Origin of the sequence: Sphingomonas sp. ERG5 (assembly GCF_000803065.1) — a bacterium.
Classification (GTDB): Bacteria; Pseudomonadota; Alphaproteobacteria; order Sphingomonadales; family Sphingomonadaceae; genus Sphingomonas.
This window is the reverse complement of record NZ_JSXI01000053.1, coordinates 31,556-48,797: the sequence shown is the minus strand read 5'-3', so window position 1 is coordinate 48,797 and position 17,242 is coordinate 31,556. Positions and strand designations below refer to the sequence as shown.

The 17,242-nt window shown below is 65.5% G+C and carries 9 protein-coding genes; 3 read left to right on the top strand and 6 right to left on the bottom strand.

Annotated features, from left to right (window positions below; translation table 11 throughout):
* Positions 1–36: 36 nt before the first annotated feature.
* On the bottom strand, positions 37–2,490 hold the full coding sequence (locus OO12_RS17480; protein WP_034160011.1) for a TonB-dependent receptor: 2,454 nt from the start codon (positions 2,488–2,490) through the stop codon (positions 37–39).
* Between the two features lie 161 nt (positions 2,491–2,651).
* Between OO12_RS17480 and OO12_RS17475 the strand changes: the two genes are divergently transcribed.
* The 3 genes from OO12_RS17475 to OO12_RS17465 are packed head-to-tail and all read left to right on the top strand — an operon-like array spanning position 2,652 to position 6,112.
* Positions 2,652–3,608: a LysR substrate-binding domain-containing protein gene (locus OO12_RS17475; protein ID WP_235364849.1), complete on the top strand. Its 957-nt coding sequence runs from the start codon at positions 2,652–2,654 to the stop codon at positions 3,606–3,608.
* Positions 3,605–4,891: a DUF5690 family protein gene (locus OO12_RS17470; protein WP_034160010.1), complete on the top strand. Its 1,287-nt coding sequence runs from the start codon at positions 3,605–3,607 to the stop codon at positions 4,889–4,891. Before OO12_RS17475 ends, OO12_RS17470 begins: the two co-directional genes overlap by 4 nt.
* Before the next feature lie 15 nt (positions 4,892–4,906).
* Positions 4,907–6,112, top strand: coding sequence for an aromatic ring-hydroxylating oxygenase subunit alpha (locus tag OO12_RS17465; RefSeq protein ID WP_034160009.1), 1,206 nt, complete (start codon positions 4,907–4,909; stop codon positions 6,110–6,112).
* 277 nt (positions 6,113–6,389) lie between these two features.
* On the opposite strand, the gene OO12_RS17460 is transcribed toward OO12_RS17465, so the two are convergent.
* The 5 genes from OO12_RS17460 to OO12_RS17440 are packed head-to-tail and all read right to left on the bottom strand — an operon-like array spanning position 6,390 to position 17,241.
* Positions 6,390–9,014 carry a vWA domain-containing protein gene (locus OO12_RS17460; RefSeq protein WP_034160008.1) on the bottom strand — a complete coding sequence of 875 codons (2,625 nt, stop codon included), beginning with the start codon at positions 9,012–9,014 and terminating at the stop codon, positions 6,390–6,392.
* Between the two features lie 12 nt (positions 9,015–9,026).
* On the bottom strand, positions 9,027–11,006 hold the full coding sequence (locus tag OO12_RS17455) for a hypothetical protein (protein WP_034160007.1): 1,980 nt from the start codon (positions 11,004–11,006) through the stop codon (positions 9,027–9,029).
* Positions 11,007–11,025: 19 nt separating this feature from the next.
* Complete coding sequence (locus OO12_RS17450; protein ID WP_152616496.1) at positions 11,026–11,562, bottom strand: hypothetical protein; 537 nt, start codon at positions 11,560–11,562, stop codon at positions 11,026–11,028.
* A 28-nt stretch (positions 11,563–11,590) separates the two neighbouring features.
* Positions 11,591–15,649, bottom strand: coding sequence for a two-component regulator propeller domain-containing protein (locus tag OO12_RS17445; RefSeq protein ID WP_034160005.1), 4,059 nt, complete (start codon positions 15,647–15,649; stop codon positions 11,591–11,593).
* Positions 15,646–17,241: a putative baseplate assembly protein gene (locus tag OO12_RS17440; RefSeq protein ID WP_034160004.1), complete on the bottom strand. Its 1,596-nt coding sequence runs from the start codon at positions 17,239–17,241 to the stop codon at positions 15,646–15,648. The genes OO12_RS17445 and OO12_RS17440 overlap by 4 nt, the downstream gene beginning before the upstream one ends.
* Position 17,242: the final 1 nt, after the last annotated feature.

Genomic DNA, 17,242 nt, shown 5'->3' with positions numbered 1-17,242 from the left:
GCCGCGCATCCCCCTGCGCGGCCGGCGCAATAGTCGTTAGAAACCCACGCTCAAGGTGGCGGAAACGGTGCGCGGTGCGCCACGCGTGTAGAGTCTGGTGAACTCGTCCAGCATTCCGCCGATATATTTCTCCTCGAACAGATTGGTGACGTTGAGCTGTGCGTCGAGGTAGCGCTTGTCATCGAGCTTGAACCGGTAACCGAGCGAGGCGTCGACGAGGGTATAGGCCGGCAGGTAAAGCGCCGGTGTGTTGACCGCGTCGCCCGGTGTCTTGCCGGTATATTTGGCCCGGATGCCGGCGCGGAAGTCACCGGCGTGGTAATTGGCGCCAAGCGATACCAGGGTAGTGGGCGCGCCCGGCACCTTGTTGTCCTTGGCCACGATCACGTCGGTGCCGGCATTGGCGGTGCCCCCCAGAAACGCCTGTTGATAGGTCGAGCGGTTCCAGGTGAAGGCCGCGTTGACGTCGAATGCGGGCGTCACACGATAGGCGAGGCTGGCCTCGACGCCGCGCGATGCGATGCCCTTGCCGGTATTGGCATAGGCGCCCGACGTGCCAGCGGTATAATTGATCCCGCCGCTCGATCCCGATGGCCCGCCGGCGATGAAGTCGGCGGAGTAGAAAGTGATCGCATGACGGTAATCGATATAATAGCCGGTGATCTGGGCGGTGACCCGACGGTTGCTGTAGCGCAAGCCGGCCTCATAATCATTGGCGACCGATGATTTGAGTTTCGAGGTGTCGGTCTGGGTCTTTTCGAGCGCCCAGTCGCCCACCGCGCCATAATTTTGCGAGAAGCCGGCGAATGCCTGTAGCGCATCGTCGACATGATACACCGCACCAAGGCTGAACAGCAGGTTGGAGTCGGCGTTGAGCTTGGTTCCAAGCGGAGCCACTGGCTTGCCGAACGCGTCCCAGCCCTCGGTCTGGCCGCGAATATCGATGAGGTATTTCTGCACGCCCCCGGTCAGCGTCAGCTTGCCGAGCGTCAGCGTGTCCTCGAGATAGAGTTTCCACTGGTTGGTCTGGAAATGCTGCTGGAAGTCGATCAACTGCGGATCGTTATAATAGGCGGCACCGCGCCGGGCATCGATCACTTGATGCCATTGCCGGCCGAAGTCGCGATTGAGTCGTTCGTACCACACGCCGCCCTCGATGCGGTTGCCGCCGAATTCCGCCGACACTTTCGACGTGAAGCCGAACCGGTCATGACCATAAAGGCTGGTGCGATAGGTCTGCGCCGGGGCGCATGACGCCTTCACCGCGCCGCCCGCATCGTAGCAATAGGACGACAACACCCTGGTCCCGTCGATGTCGGTATAGTCCAGGCCCTTGATGACCGGGCGCTGGCGCCCCGAGGCATCGATATAGTCGAAATAGGATTTCTTGCGCGACGCACCCGGTGCGGTCCCGCCGGCAATGGTGCGGACGCCATTGGGGTCGAGGGCGATCTGCTGATATGGCGGAACCCAGTCGCCCTGGCCCTTTTGCCAATGATAATAAGGCGAGACTTCGATGCTGATGCTGTCGCTCGCCTGATATTTCAACTTCAGATAGCCGAACACATTCTCACGGTGTGCTGACCAGGCATGGGCCCAATTCTCGTTGACGCCTGCGGGGATACCCAGCCAGACCGGCGACGAGCCGTCGGGCGCGTTGGTCGAGTCGAGAAAGCTGCGCGATGCCTCGATCAGGGGATCGTCGACCGCCTTGTCGTATGAAACGCGGCCAGTGATCGAGAATTTGCCGATCTCGCTGACGAACTTGGCCTCGCCATGCCATTCATCGGCACCGCTTTGGTCGGCGCAGCCATAGGCCCAGCGGCACGACGTCAGGCGCGAACCACCGATATAGGCGCGCGTGGTGCCATCGAGGATCCGGCCGGTCTCGACATAACCGGCATAGCGGCGGAGATTATAGTCACCGATCCCGACCGAGATCAGTCCGCCCATCTCTTCCGACGGCGCGCGGGTATAATAGGCGATCGTGCCGCCCAGCGCCGAAGCGGAGGCGGAGCCGACGCCTGCTGTCCCCTGATCGACGCGGATTTCGCCGACCAGTTCGTTGAGCAGATATTTCTGCGCCGGTGCGCCGCCGAGATAATAGGAGGCGTTGTACGCGGGCATGTCGTCGATCGTCTGGCCGATCTTCGACGAACGCAGGTTCACGTCGAACCCGCGAATGTTGATGCCATAGCTCCAGGGATCGGAGTTATAGGCGTCCGAGCCGCGGATCGACACGCCCGGCACATCGGCGATGGCGTTGACGATATTGAGCGTCGAGCCCTGCGTACGCAGCCGGTCCGCACTGACGATGCTGTTGCCGCGCGCAACCGAGGCCGCGGTCACGACGATGTCATCAGCAGGGGCCTCGGCGGCTGATTCCGCCGCCGTGTCGGCGGGCTTGTCCTCCGCGTGCGCGGCACTCGCCAGCGCCAATACGATCAGGGCCGCGCCCGTGGCGAGGCTCTGTCTGGTGGTCCGATGCATGTTGTCTGCTCCCCAGGAAATTCGGGGACGGGAGCGTCGTGCCGCCGTCCTGCGGCAGCCCAATGGTCGGATGTCGCGGCGGCTTCAAAGTCATTGCGTCTATGCCCCCCATAGAAAGGTCCAATTGGCGCGGCATCGCAAACGTCATCAAACGGACATCCATGGCGACTAAAGCGATCTCGTTCGGAACCGGGGTGTCGGTGAATTTCCAGCATCTGAGAGCATTTCACGCGATCGCGGTCGAGGCGAGCGTCAGCCGCGCCGCACGCCGCCTGAACGTGTCGCAGCCAACCCTTTCGCAGCAGCTGAAGGCACTTGAGGAACGCCATGGCGTTACTCTGTTCGAAAGCCGGAAATCGCCGCTCAAACTGTCGGAGACGGGCAAGCAATTGTTCCGGCTCAGCCAGAAACTCTTCTCGGCGAGTGCGGATATCAGCGAAATGCTGGATGGCGCGGTCGGGCTCGACGGCGCGACGCTGCGCATCGCTTCCGACTCGCCGCCCTATGCGGCGCAACTGGTCGCGGCATTTCACCGGCTGCATCCGAAGGTCCAGATCCGCGTCCGCATCGGCAATGCGCGCGAAGTGATTGAGCAATTGCGGCAGGCCGAGGCCGATGTCGCGATCGCCTCCGATCCGCCGGGCGACACGCTGTTCGCCTATGAGCCGCTCTATGCCGATCGCATCGTCATCGCTTTGCCCGCCGGGCATGAATTGGCCGGTTCGGCATGTTTCCCCATCGCAGCGCTGCACGGCGAGACGCTGCTGATCCGCGAGGAAACCTCGCGAACCCGGGCGATTTCCCAGTCGCTGATCGCAGGGGCGGAAATCGAGCCGGTCGCCACCATCGAGATGCACACCCGCGAGGCGATCCGCGAGGCGGTGGCGCTGGGCGTGGGGGTCGGTTTCTTCTTCTCATGCGAGGCACCGCCCGACCCGCGCATCGTCTATCTCCCGGTGGAGGGTGCGGAGGTCGGCTTCAGGCTTTCGGGCTATGTCGTCTGTCTCACCGATAGACGTCGTACGGCGCTGGTCCGCGAGGTCATGGCGATCGTCGAAACCTTGCGTCCATTGAGCCCCGTCCCCTTGCCCGGTGTCGAAAAGGGGGTTGCCCGATGACGCTCGCCGGCCGCCTCGAGCGTGCTCACTCCGTGTTTTTCTGCCTGTTTGCCGGCACGGCATCCTTTTCCGCCTATTTCGCGATGTATGCGTTCCGCAAACCGTTCGCTGCGGCAACCTTCGAGCATGTCTCGAGCTGGCATTTCATCCTCGATTACAAGATCGCGCTGATCATCGCCCAGGTAATGGGTTATGCCCTGTCGAAGATCATCGGCGTCAAGCTGATCTCTGAAATGGGGCAAGCCCATCGCGGCATAGCGATTATCGGCCTGATCGCGCTGTCCTGGATCGCATTGGTGCTGTTCGCGATCCTGCCTGCGCCGTGGAACGTCGCTGCGATGTTCCTCAACGGTCTGCCACTCGGGCTGATCTGGGGGCTGGTCTACAGTTATGTAGAGGGACGGCGGACCTCCGAAATGCTCGGCGCGATCCTGTGCTCCAGTTTCATCCTCTCTTCCGGTGTCGTGAAATCGGTCGGCAGCTGGCTGCTTAGTCTGGGCGTGACCGATTATTGGATGCCCGCGATCGCTGGCGCCTTGTTCTTTCCGCTGCTGCTGGTTGCGGTGATCGGCCTGTCCATGCTGCCTCCGCCCGATGAGGCCGATCGCGCCGAGCGGACGCCCCGCGCGCCGATGAACCGGATCCAGCGCGCGGCCTTTCTGCGCAAGCACGCCGCGGCGATCATCCCGCTGGTCATCGCCTATGTCCTGCTCACCGCGTTTCGCGATTTCCGCGACAATTTCGCGGCGGAGATCTGGCACGCGCTTGGCTACAGCAATGTGGCGACGATGTTCACCGCGAGCGAGGTGCCGGTCGCGTTGTTCTCACTTGTCACGCTCGGCGCATTGATGGGCGTGCGCGACAATCGCCGCGCGCTGCTTTTCGTGCACGGAGCGATCGTGGCCGGTGCACTGCTGATCGGCGGCTCGACCCTGGCATATCAATGCGGCTGGCTCGGCCCGGCGAGCTGGATGATCCTCGCCGGCGCCGGTCTCTACATGGCCTATACCCCATTCAATGCGATGCTGTTCGATCGGATCATCGCCGTCACCCGCGAGGTCGGCACCGCCGGCTTCCTGATCTATCTCGCCGATTCATGCGGATATGCCGGGACGGTGGGGCTGTTGTTGCTCAAGAATTTTTCGGCGATCCAGTTCGACTGGCTGCGCTTTTTCGAAGCGACTGCCTATTGCACCGCGCTTTTCTGCGCCCTCGGCGTGGCGCTGTCGGCACTGCATTTCACTCGGCCGCGATCCGCAATCGGCATGGTCGCCCTGGCCTGATCCGGAAGAACGACAATGACTGTTCAATTGCTCGCCGAGTATCGTCCCGGATACGGGCTACCACGCGAATCCTATCTCAGCGAGGCGGTCTATGCCGAGGAACAGGCGCGGATCTTTCGCCGCAACTGGTTCTTCGCCGGTCATTCGATCGAACTGGCCGGGGCCGGCGCCTATCTGACATTGGACGTCGGCAACGCGCCGGTGGTCATCGTGCGCGACGGCGATGGTGAGTTGCACGGTCACCTCAATATCTGCCGCCATCGCGGGTCGATCATCTGCACCAGCGAACAGGGCAGGGCGGCGCGCCTGACATGCCCCTATCATAGCTGGACCTATGCGCTGGACGGGAGGTTGATTGCCGCGCCGACGATGGGCGCCGAGTTCGACAAGGCGGCGCATAGGCTGAAGCCCGTCCAGGTCGCCGAGTTCGACGGCCTCGTCTTCGTCAATCTCGCTGAAAATCCCGCGCCGATCGATGCGCTGCGCGACCATCTCTCGCCGGTCCTGTCGTCACAGGGGATGGGCCGCGCGAAGATCGCGGTGATGCGCGATTACACGCTCGACCTGAACTGGAAGCTGGTCGTCGAGAACAACCGCGAATGCTATCATTGCACGGCCAACCATTCCGAATATGTTTCGGTGCAATATGACACCGAGAATGACAATCCGGCGTTGCGGGCCGAGATTGCCGAGCGTCTCGTCGACTGTTCGACGCGCTGGGAAAAGGCCGGCCTCGATATCAGCCGGGTCAACACCTCATCCGACTCCGCCGCCGACTGGTTCCGCGCCAACCGCACGCCGGTGCGCCGGGGCATGATCACGGAAAGCCCCGACGGACAGGCGGTGTGCACGGTGCTGATGGGTGGGTTCAACGACCCGGACATGGGCACGGCGCGCGCCAACACCAACATCAATTTCTGGTGCCACGCCAATGCCGATTACGCCCATACGGTACGCATCACGCCGGTCTCGCCGACGCGGACGATCGTGCGCGGCTATTGGCTGGTCGATGAAATGGCCGAGGAGGGGCGCGATTATGATGCGGACCGAGTCGCGGCATTCCATCACCAGGTGATGATGGAGGACTGGGAAATCTGCCGCCGGCAATGGCGAGGCGTCACCGCACCCGGCTTCGAACCCGGACCCTATTCGCCGCTCAAGGAACAGAATGTCGATCGCTATATCCGCTGGTATGCCGGGCAGATGAGCCGGCACAGCTAAGAGACGTCTGCGCGGGGAGTTCAGGTCATGCGCGAGCGTTTTGCGCTGGCGACCACGGCAATGCTGTTTTCCGACAATAAGAAAGAGCGTGCCGGTATCAAGCCGGCAAGGGCTGCATGCCGCATGCTGCGCCATAGTTGAATCGTCGCTAACGACAGGATTTGGGGAAGGGGCGGCGGGAGATATGTTACACCGGTATGTATCATATCTTTTCCACCGCCTCTTCAGTGAAAATCTTGCATAATCCGTTTTATATCAGATGCTTATTGTGACATCGTCAGGGCTTTATACCAAATAGCGCCAGGATGCGGCGGATCAGGCAGCGCCAGGCGGCGCACCAGATCAGCCAGCAGCTCAGCCCGGCAAAACCGTTCGGGTCGTCGAGGCCTGGCCCGGTGGGGTTCATCGGCGTGCCATATATGTCGATCGACACCACGGGCTGGCGATCATTCTGGCTCAGCACCTTGCGGCTGTACGAACCGTCGAGGTGATCAACCAGGTCGCCGTCGAAGCTGCCGTGCGCGACAGTCATGTCGATCGTGTCGGCGCGGAACGGCCCGAGCAACTCGCCCGAGGCGGTCTTCGGCGTGAAGGTCATCGTCCAGCCGCCGGGCACCGTTTGCCAGATCGTGCCGAGCAGTGACGGATCGGGACGGACACCGACCCAGGTCGAGCGCACGAGGACGCGGGTGAAGCGCGAGCCGTCGGGCAGCGTCCCGTCGACGCGCCAGCGGAAGGTGTAGGTTCCTTCCTTGGCCGTGTCGGCGAAAGTGGCGGCGTACTGGCCCGGCGCGCCTTCGGCCAGCCCGGGTGCGGGCGGGGTGACGTCGGGCAAGTGATCGAGCTGCATCAATCGCAGCACCACCGCGTGCATCAGCGCCTTGCCCTTATACTGGTCGGGGCTTTTCGAAATGTCGGACGGCAGATCGCGCAGCACCGCCTTGTATCGGCCGGCGTGCGTGGCGAGGAAGGTGCCAAGCCCTTCGCCGGGCCGCGCGACGTCAAGCAGGACCGAACTGCCCGACACAGGTGCGCCGCCATGGACCAGTCCGCACGACAGGGTGATCGGATCGCCAATGAAATATTGCCGCCGGTCGAACGCGACCTCGGCCTTCAGCATCAGGTCGGCCATGCACAATACCGAATCGTTGGTCATCGGCTGGGGGGCGTTGCCGCTGAAATGCTGCATCCGCCATTGGGTCGCGCCGGTGCCACCGGTGACCGCCGGAATATCCGCGACGATGACCCCGTGTCCCTTGCGCCGGTAGGATTTGACACCGGCGCCGGCGGGATTGACTGCGGTAAAGGCCGCCGCCGACCCTTGCGCGCGCCAGGCGATGGCGATCGTGTCGTTCTGCGACGACCAAGGGACGAGAAAGGCGATTTTCTGTTCGCCCGCCGACATCGGAAAATAGAGCGCGTTCGGCGGCGCGTCGGGATCGGCGATCCCGCCGACCGGCATCACCGGCTGTGCGTCGAGCACCTTGCCGAGCATTTCGGCAAAGGCCGGCAGCATCTGTTTATACTCGCTGGCCATCTGGTAGAAGCCGGTGCCGAGCTGGTTCAGCCGATCGGCGTCGACCTGTTGCCCGACCGCGAGCGTGAACAACCGGTCGCCGATCAGGTCGTTCGCGCCAAGGCCAAGCCGCTTTTGCGCGAATGTTTGCGCGGCCTCGCCGATCGAGGCGGCGATGGTGACTTTGCCGGAATTTTCATAACCGTCGGTCAGCAGCAGGACGCTCGCGCGTTTGGTTTCGCTTCCCGCGTTCAATCCGGCATCGATCGCCTCGAAGCCGGCGACGAGTGCGTCGCCGATTGGGGTACAGGTCTGCGGCGTGCCGAGCACGAGTTCCGCGACATCGCCAAAGGGTGTGAGTGGACTCATCGATGCGGCGGTGGCGGCATTTTCGGGGTTGCGTAACGTGATATCGCCGACCGCCGCCGCTGCTTTCCAGCCGCAGCCATCATGTTCGAAGGTCAGAATGCCAGCTTTGTGTGCGCCGGCGGGGCGAAAGGCGCGGAACAGGTCGAGCCAGGCATGCGCGGCGCGCGTCGCCGCGGTCCAGCGCGACTGGCCGCCGCCGAAACTCGCGTCCATGCTGCCCGATCGATCAAGCACGAGCAGCATGCCATGCGTCACGGTCTGGACCGCCACTGGCAGCGCCGCCGAATTGCGCGGATTGCTGGCCGAGCCGAGCCCGCCGCCATCGATATTATAGGCGCCGGTGATGCGGAACGACAGGTTGAGCGGCGTATAGGCGGCGGGCGCCTTGAATGTCGCGGTCGTGCCGGGGGAGCTGAAATTGCTCACCGCCGCCGGATTGGCGGGCTCCGGAGTCCAGACACTGACGATCGGCGGTGGCGCGGTCAGCACCGCCGCACCGTTCTTCGACTCGGTGCGGGAAACAGTCGCGCCGAGCGAAACATTGGCCAGCTCCTCGACGGGCAGGCCGCTGGTGACTTGCGGGTTCGTGATCGACGGATCGGCAAGCACCCGATCGATCGACAGCGTGCCGCCGGCCGGTTCGAATATGGCATTGCCGGTGAGCGCGCGGGCGATCAGGCGCAGCGTGCCGTTCGGGTTCGACCCATCCTGGTCCTCGATCTGCACCGTCACCGGGTCGGTCGCCGCCCCGCTGGGCATGATCGTGACCGTCCATTGGCCGTCCACCAGGATCGGTCCGGCGACCCAGGCGCCGGGGTTGAGGAGCGTCGTCGCCGCCGCCGTCCAGCTCGCCGGATCGCGCAGCGCGACGAGCGTCGCGTTGGCAGGGAGAGTCAACGTCAGCGATGCGGGGGCGTTCGCGATGTCGGTCAGGGCGATATCGGCCGCGGCGAAGGTCGAGCCGGTGACCGTGAAGGACCCGCCAGGGGCCCAGGGCGTGATGGTGGGATTGGGCATGCTCGCCTCCGTTCAGATGGTTGTGACAATCTGCTTGGTGAAAAGGTTGAAATCGCCGCTGCGGTTGGAGCGGAAGAACAATGTGATCGCGCCGCTCTCGATCGTCGCATAGGCAAAGTCGTTATTGCCGGCCGACGCCGTGATCTGCCGCGCGAGACCCCAGCCCCCGGTCAGCGGATCGCGCCGCGCCGCCCAGATGTTGGTCTGGCCATTGTCGAGATGGCTCCACAGCAGCCAGATGCCGCCATCATCCTCGCGCACCGCGACCGGGCGCGAGTTGCTGCCCGCGGGACCGGCCCCTGCGATCGGGACGGCGGTGGCGGCGGACCATGTGTTGGCGACCACATCGCAAGTGGCCATGAAAATGCCCGCATCCGCGCGCCAGAACAGCTGGACGTGCTGGGCGCCGTCGATCAGCACAAAAGGCTGAGTGTCCGCGCTCACGCCAGGCGAAGCGAGCGTGGTATTGGTCCAGGTCTCGATCGCGCCCGACGCCGGGGTGAGCCGTGCGACGCCAATCGCCGAGGCTGCGACCGCTTCGAATGCGACCCAGACGCGCCCGGCCGCATCCGCCGTCGCATGGAAGACGCCGGGCGTGGTCGACGGCAGCGCGACCTGCAGCGTCGACAAATTGGTCGTTTCGGTGTCGAGCCACGTTGCCGTGCCCTCGTCCCAGGCGGCATTATACTGGCGGCGGCGATAACGGATGAAGTCATTGACGCCCGCGCCGTTGACGATCCAGAACACCGTGACGATCTGACCGGCGCGGACCGCGACCGAGTGCGCTTCGGGGTCGACCTGTTGCGCGACTGGCGTCTCGGCGGCGGCCGGCAGGCCCGCGACCCCCGCGGCGCGGCGGAAGAAGATGTTGTTGTTGCGCTGATAGGTCATGAACAGTGCCGGGGCCGGACTGGTCGGGAGCAGTGTCAACGACGGAAGGTTCGCGGCAACCGCACCGCTCGTCACCTGGATCGGCGGGTTGGTTCCAGCCGAGGCCGGATCGCCGATCGCCCAGCTCGCCGCGAAGATCTGCGGGATCGCCGCGACGCGGTTCGATTCCCACAGCATCACCGTCGTGTCATTGACGCGGGCGAAAGCGCGCGTTGCAAGATCGTTCGCCGGGTCGGGTGCGATGGCCTGATCGACCGAGGCCGGCAACTGACCGCGCAACAATGCGTTGACCGCCGCGCGCAGCGGGATCGCCGGGCGCCCCTCGCCCCGACGATAGCTGTCGGGCGCAAGACCCAGCATATCCTCGATCAGGGTTGCCGGCGGGGTCAGCAGGCGCTGCTCGCGGCGATCGGTGATCTGGCTCGGGAAAATGATCGGGTCGGCGGCGACGCGGGTCAGCATGGCAAGCTGGAAATAACCGTGCCCCGCCTCGAAATCGGGATCTCCCGCTTGCGGCACGGTCGCTGCGGCGCGTGCACGTACGACCCATTCGCGGCGGATGCGCGCACAGCTCTCGGTGCCGATATCGACGAATACCAGGGCTGGAAATTCATCGGGTCGTGCCAGCCGTTCCCAGACATCGAGATAGATGAGCAGCGTTCCGTTAAGGACTGGCAGCTCGGGAATCGTCTTCGTGTTGAGGCGGATCGCGGCGGCGGCGGCACCGAGGTTGGCAACGTGCAGTTCCTGGGCGCGAAAGGCGACGTCGCCGTCGATGATTGCTTCCAGCCCATCGACCAGGCAGCGCCCGGTATGATGCAAGCCGATAGTGAGTGGCGGCGTGCCGCCGGGAGCGGCAGCGACGCCCCGCCCGATCAGGAAGTCATTCGCCGCCGGTGCGGCCAGCGCCTGAATGCGGAAGGCATCGCTGCCATAGGGCACGCCGTCGCCGACATACCAGCGGCGGTACGAGCGTGAGGTGAAGCGCTGGGCATCCTGGCCCTCGTTCCAGTCGGCATCGACGAGCGGGACGCCCTGTTGCAGCCGAACGCTGACAAAGCGCTTGAGCGGATCGAACGTGTCGGGCGTGATTACGGCCATGGGTCGTCCTCCTCAGTGACTAGAATACCAGCCAGAGCGTGCGCTCCAGCGTGCTCGTCGGGTCTTTGTTGATGACGGGATGCGTCACATAGTTGATCAGTGCCGGCGCACCGGCGATCTGGCCGACCAATCCGAATTCGCGCAGGCTGACGGCGACATGCGCGCCGTCGGGCCAGGGCGGCTTGCCGGGCCCAACCGATGCAACGATCTGCAGACGGTTGGTCGGCATCGCCGTCACCAGCCCGCCGTCGAGAAAGTCGATCTGAAGGTCGGCGAGCGGCACCAGGAACGGGGCGGGGTCGACCGGTTTGACTTGCCCCGGCCCAGCCGGCGGCGGTCCACCGACATCCCAGGCAGGAAGCCCCGATCCCAGCCACAGCCCCTGGATGCCAAGTGCCGATTTGCCCGCCATGAAGCTCGCCAGCATTCGTCGGCAATCGAGCACGATGGCGTTGTCGCGCCAACCGAAGTCGTGGATCAATCGACCATCGGGATCGCGCAGCACGTCGCGGTAGCGCCCCTTGATCGCGCCACCTGCGGTTTCGGTAAGGGTCATCGACACCTCCATTGGATGAGGCCCGGCATCAGATGAGATCCGGAAACCAGGTGCGCCGCTTGAGCGTCGCGAGAATGGTTGCCGCGAATGCGCGGCTGTCGAGGTCGTTGGCGATCAGAATGCCGAGACCCGGAATCGTCACGGTGGAACTGTCGGACAGTCCGCCGAGCGTTTCGACGAACGGAATGTCGTCGCTCCATTTTTCCTCGATGTCGGCGTCAGCCGTATAGAGATATTCGACCAGCGGATCGGGTGCGACGACGAGGACGAGTCTGAGATTGATCGGCAGATGGCGCCTCAGCAACTGGCGCAGTCGCGCGATCGCTTCGGTCGTGATCGCCGCGCCGATCGGCGATTGGCGCAGGTAGAGGCCGATCGTGCGGCGCGTGTACACGTGGGTCTGGGTCGGTGCGTCGGCGTCGATCACATCCGGATATTCGGGCGTATAGGCAAAGTAATCGCCCCAGCGCCGCCGCCCGAGATTACGCGCGGCATGCGCGAGCACCGGCGTGCGGGCGCCGGCGTTCAGGGTCAGCGCGCGCACTTCGGGGACACGTTCGCTGCGGCGCGGCGCCGTGCCCGGTTCCGGCACGACCGCGACCTGAGCGAGCGCCAGTGGGGCATCCGAGCGGTGGATCAGCCAGGTCGGGCCTGCTGGAACGGCGACTGCGACGGGGCGGGTCAACTCGGCGGCATCGGCAGCCACCGGTGCGGGCGCCCCGGCCACGCCCGCGCCGCTGACGTCGACGCGCCAAATGGCCGCGCCGCCGCTGCGATCGGATGTGAAGAACAGGGTGCAGCCTGCGCCCGAGGGTAGCGGCGCAGGCTGCCGGTCCGCCGCACCGTTCGGGGGAGGGGCGGTCATGGCGCTTTCCGCGTTCCAGGCGGCGGTGGCGGGGTCGTAGCGCCGCAAGCGCAATGTCCAGCTTTCGCGCTCGGCCCCGGCGACTGCCTCGCGCCGCGACCAGAACAGCCAGGTCCGCCCTCCCGCGCCGACGAACGCACGCGCTTCGCGGTCTCCGCCGCCATTTTGTGCGAGCGTGACGGGGGCGGACCAGCCACCATGGACTCCGGCAATAACTGGCCCGGCAATGCCGTCGGCCAAGGTAGCGACGCTCCAGTCGCCAGCGGGCGCATCCGGCGCGCCAACGACGAGTCCGTTCGCAGTACCGATCGCGAGGCGGCCGTCGGGTAATGCGGCGATCGACCGGAGGTCGGCGGCGGGCAGGCCGTCGGCCAGGGTCCGCGCCCGCCAGCGATTGCCGTCCCAGCGCTCCAGTCCCGCGGCGGTCACCGCATAGAGCGTGCCGTCGGAGCTCCAGGCGACGCTGCGCGCGTCGTCCGACAGCAGCCCATCATTGGTCGTGAAGGTCCGCCAGGCGTCATCAGCGAAGATCGCGACACCATCGGAAGCCGCTAGGGCGACGCGGCCCGCCGCGCCGGTCGCGATCCGGCGCGGTACACCGGCGGGCAGGCCATCGGTCACCGTCCAGCTGCGCCAGCGGCCCAGCGGGTCGAGGCGACTGACTCCGGCCAGCGTCGCGGCCCAGGCGTTGCCCGCCGCATCGCCGGCGACCGCCTGTACATCGTTGCCGATCAGGCTGCCCGGCGCTGCGGCAATGACGCTGATCACACCGGCTGCGGTACGGCGCGAAATCCCGGCTGGGGTCGCCGCCCATAGCGATCCATCAAGCAGCAGCGTTACGTCACGGATGTCGTTCGATCCCAGGCCGCTTCCGGTGTTGAAAACTGTCCAGACGCCATCGGCGCGGCGCTCGGCGACGCCCGCATCGGTGGCGAACCACAGGGCTCCACGCGCGTCGGCGGCGACCGCGCGCACCACGTTGCTCGGCAATCCGTCGGCCATATGCCAGCTGACCCAGGGCGCGCCGCCGGTTTGTTGCGACACACCCTGCGCCGTGACCAGAGTCAGACGGTCGCTCCAGTGCGCTTGCCGCACTTGCCAGCGCGCATCCATATGCTCGCTCCAGAACAGCCGCGCGCCCCCCAACGGATCGGCACAAAGGGCGGGATCGATGACGTCACGCGCGGTCGCGGGGCCGTCGAGCGGTCCCGGCCAGTCGATGGCAGCTGACCAGGCGCCGCGCCCGGACAGCTGACGGTCGGCAAGGCTGAGCGCGCGCGCAGCGGTCGATGCGGTCAGGTCGATGGCCAGCCGTGCGCTGTCACCCGTCGCTACGGTTGCGATGCGTATGCCCCCGCCGGCGGCGATGGTGGCGTTGAGGGCCGGGCATTGGGTGTTGATCGCCGCGGTGACTTCTATCGCGGTCGCGGCGGCCAGCGCGACATAATCGGCGGGCTGAACGGTGAAGACCTGGCTGCCAAATGCGCCGGTAAAGGTGATGTGCGATCCGCCGATCAGTGAAAATGGCCCCGTCTTGCGGCCGGCGATGCTCGCGGGCGTTGCTGCTGCCGCCGCTCCCGCCGCCATGCGCAGACGGCTGCCCGTAGGACGGTCAGCATCGATCCAGGCAATCGCGATGCGACCGTCACCAAGCAACGCCGAACCCGGTGACGATGCCGCGCCGGTCCAGTCGGGCAGCGCAACCTCTCCGCGCCAGCTGCCATAGGCAAAGCTTTTGATGGTGATCGCGCGATCGACGCGTGGCCGGGTTTCGCCCGCAGCGGTCATCCCTTCACCCTGCGCGACCCGTTGTTCATAGACGATCCGCAGCCGACCTTGCGGGTCGGCAAAGGCGCTGACCGGGCCGTCGGGTGCGTCATTCAACGCGAGCAGGCTGGTGTCTGCAGGCGCGATCTCGAGCGCGGCCAGCGGGCCCGTCGCAACGGTGACGAGTTCGATCGCTCCGGCGACGGCGCGCGCGTCGATCGTGTCAAATGCCGCCGCGATGACCGCAGCGACCTCGGCAGCGCTCGCGGCACCGATATCGACGAAATCATCGGGGCCAAAGCGGACCCGCGCCGGAACGTCGTCATCGACGATGATCGTCAATTCGAGCCCGGCGCGCAACGCGAACGGCTCGACCGCGCCCGAGACAAGCTGAGCGGGGAAACCGCCCGAGCCATTGACCTGGCCGACGGGGAAGGCGAACATGGGGGCTGCGTCGTCGGCTCCGCGCCACACGCTGCCGTCCAGCCGTCGGAGATAAAGGTTGCGACGCGGGGTGGTGTTGGCGCGCATGACGCTCTGCGCGAACTCGGCGACCTGCGCGCGCCAGCCGGTCTGATGCGTGACGAGCGCGGCGAGTGCGGGCACCGTACCGACCACGTCAAACAGACGCGGCGCGGTCTGCAGCTCGTTCCGCTGTCGGGCGATGGGGATCGTGCTCGCGGTTTCCCAGCCGATCATGTCGCCAAGCGGTGCAAGCAAGCCGGCCGCGACGTTCTGCGGATCGCGCAGTGCGCCCAGCCGTTCGGCCGAGCTGCGCAGCGCATCGGCGCCCATGCCGAACATGTCGATGAAGCGCCGCAACTGCCCACCCGTTGAGCTGGCTTCTGGAATGCCCGAGAAAGCGAACGCGGGCGCCAATGTGCGGCTGTCGTGTGTCTTCAGATTTTCGGGCAGCATCCCATGCATCGTCAGGTTGAGCCCGTATGTTCCACCCGGCGCGGCGATACGGCGATAGCGGGCGATGGCCTCGGCGTCGGGGGCCGAGCCGTCATCAAGTTCGTAATAATAGGAATCGCCCGGGGTCAGCGCACCGGCATCGAGCAACGTCTCGCGGACGCGCACCGGTGCACCGCCAGCATCGTAGAAGATCGAGCGCTTGCGTCGCTGGATCTCGGTCGCGCGCGGGCCGACGAGAGTCGCGACCGAGATTGAGTCGGTCTGAACCCGCCAGCCGTCCTCGATCGTGTCCTCAGGCGGCAGGTCAATCACCTGCAAGGCGCCCGGTACCGGCGGCGGCGGGAATGCCGCACCGTCATAGACGAGATAGGCATCACCGGGGACAAGCGGTGGAAAGTCGAAATCACGCCGCTTGCGCCGCAAGAGCACGGCAGGAGCATCGGCGGGCGTTTCGAGCGCGTCGAGCGCATAGTCCCAGCTCAGCCAGATGCGCCCGCCGACAATGTCGGGCGACGCCGAGAAGCTTTCCAGCCTCATTGCGGCGCCACCGAAAGGATCAGCGTCCTCTCGCCCAGCACCGCAATTTCGTCGTCGGCGAGCTCGATGCGTCCGTCAGCCTCGACATCGGCACGCAATGCTGCCCGCAGCGCGAGCGGAAGTTGATCGACCGGCGGGAGGTTAAGCGAAGCGAGTGCCGCCGCGACTCCACCGTCGCTGGCGTCGCGGCGTTTGAAGCGGGTGACATTGGCGATACGGACGCCAGCGACTTCGCTGATTACATCATGGATCGCCGACAGATAGACCGGCTTGCCGAACTCGACATTGGTATAGGCAAGAAGCCCCCCAAGCGCGGCTTCGACGGCCAGACGCACCTCGTCGGCGCGGCGGCGCTCGTCATAGCCGATCTCGACCGTCACATCGATGAGCACCGGACGCGCGTCGAGCACGCGCACGAACGCGCCGGCCATGCGGCGATCCTCGAAGAAGGAGATCAGCCGCCGCCGCAGCGGTTCCGGCAGCGGGCGTAATTCAGGGCCGGCGGGCGCGACGAACAGGTCAATGACGTTCCAGCTGCGGGCCCGTGCGCGCGCCTTGGCGACGCCGCCCGCGAGGTGCGCCATCGCCTCGTAATCGGCCGCTGTCACCGCACGGTCGCGCGAGCGGAAGGCGGCAGGACCGAACCGCACGGCGTCCTCGGTCGTTTCGCTGTCCGAACCGCCGGCTGCCGGGTTGGGGTTGGCGACAGCGGCAAGGTTGGTGATCGGCGTGACGATTTCGCGGATTGTGCCTGCCGCGACATTGCCCGCCGCGCCGCCGCCCTCCCGCCAGGCCGCGCGGATGTTGTTGGCACCGCGCGGCGGTCTCCGCCCGAAGCGGCCATCGCCGAAGCGAAGTTCCGCATTGCCCGTTTCGTCGAAGCGGACGTAATAATGACGCGCGTCGGGGTCGGACAGGCGCACGCGACCGTCGGGGCCGATGTCGTAGAGCAAGCTCTCACGTCGATCCCACCGCACCCAGCCGGCACCTTCATCGACTTCGACCGCCAGCGTGTCCGCGAGCACCGCACCGGGCGGCAGCGCGAAACCCTGATTGGGTTCGCCGGTCGACCCGCCGATGACGCGCATCGCGAGCGATTCACCCTGAACCAGCGGCAGGCCGCGATAGCGTAGTCGACCGTCGGCGAGTGGCTCGACCTGGTTGGACGCGAAAGTGATCGTCAGGTCGGGGCCGGGATATTCGAAGAGTTGCGGCACCGCGATACCCGCCGCGCGAAACCGTGCCCCGGTTGGTACGATGGCTGTCATGAGCCCGGGATCGAAATCGAGATCGATCTCGGCGACGGCCGCTGCGGGCACGCCGAGTTCATAGCCGATCAGGCGAAGATGCTCGACGATGCTGCGCCGTTCGGTCGCCAGTTGCAGGAAGGATTCATTGGCGATCCGGTCCTGATAATACAGCACCACATCGCCCATGAACGCGAACAGATCGACCATCAGCATGCCGAAATCGGCCGTGCTCCGGTCAGTCCATTCGGGGAGGCGGAGCTTGGCGAATTCGAGCATGGCGCCGCGCAGCGCTTCGAAATCCTTGTCGGTATAGTCGATCTGCGGTGCCAGGTTCGTTGTCATC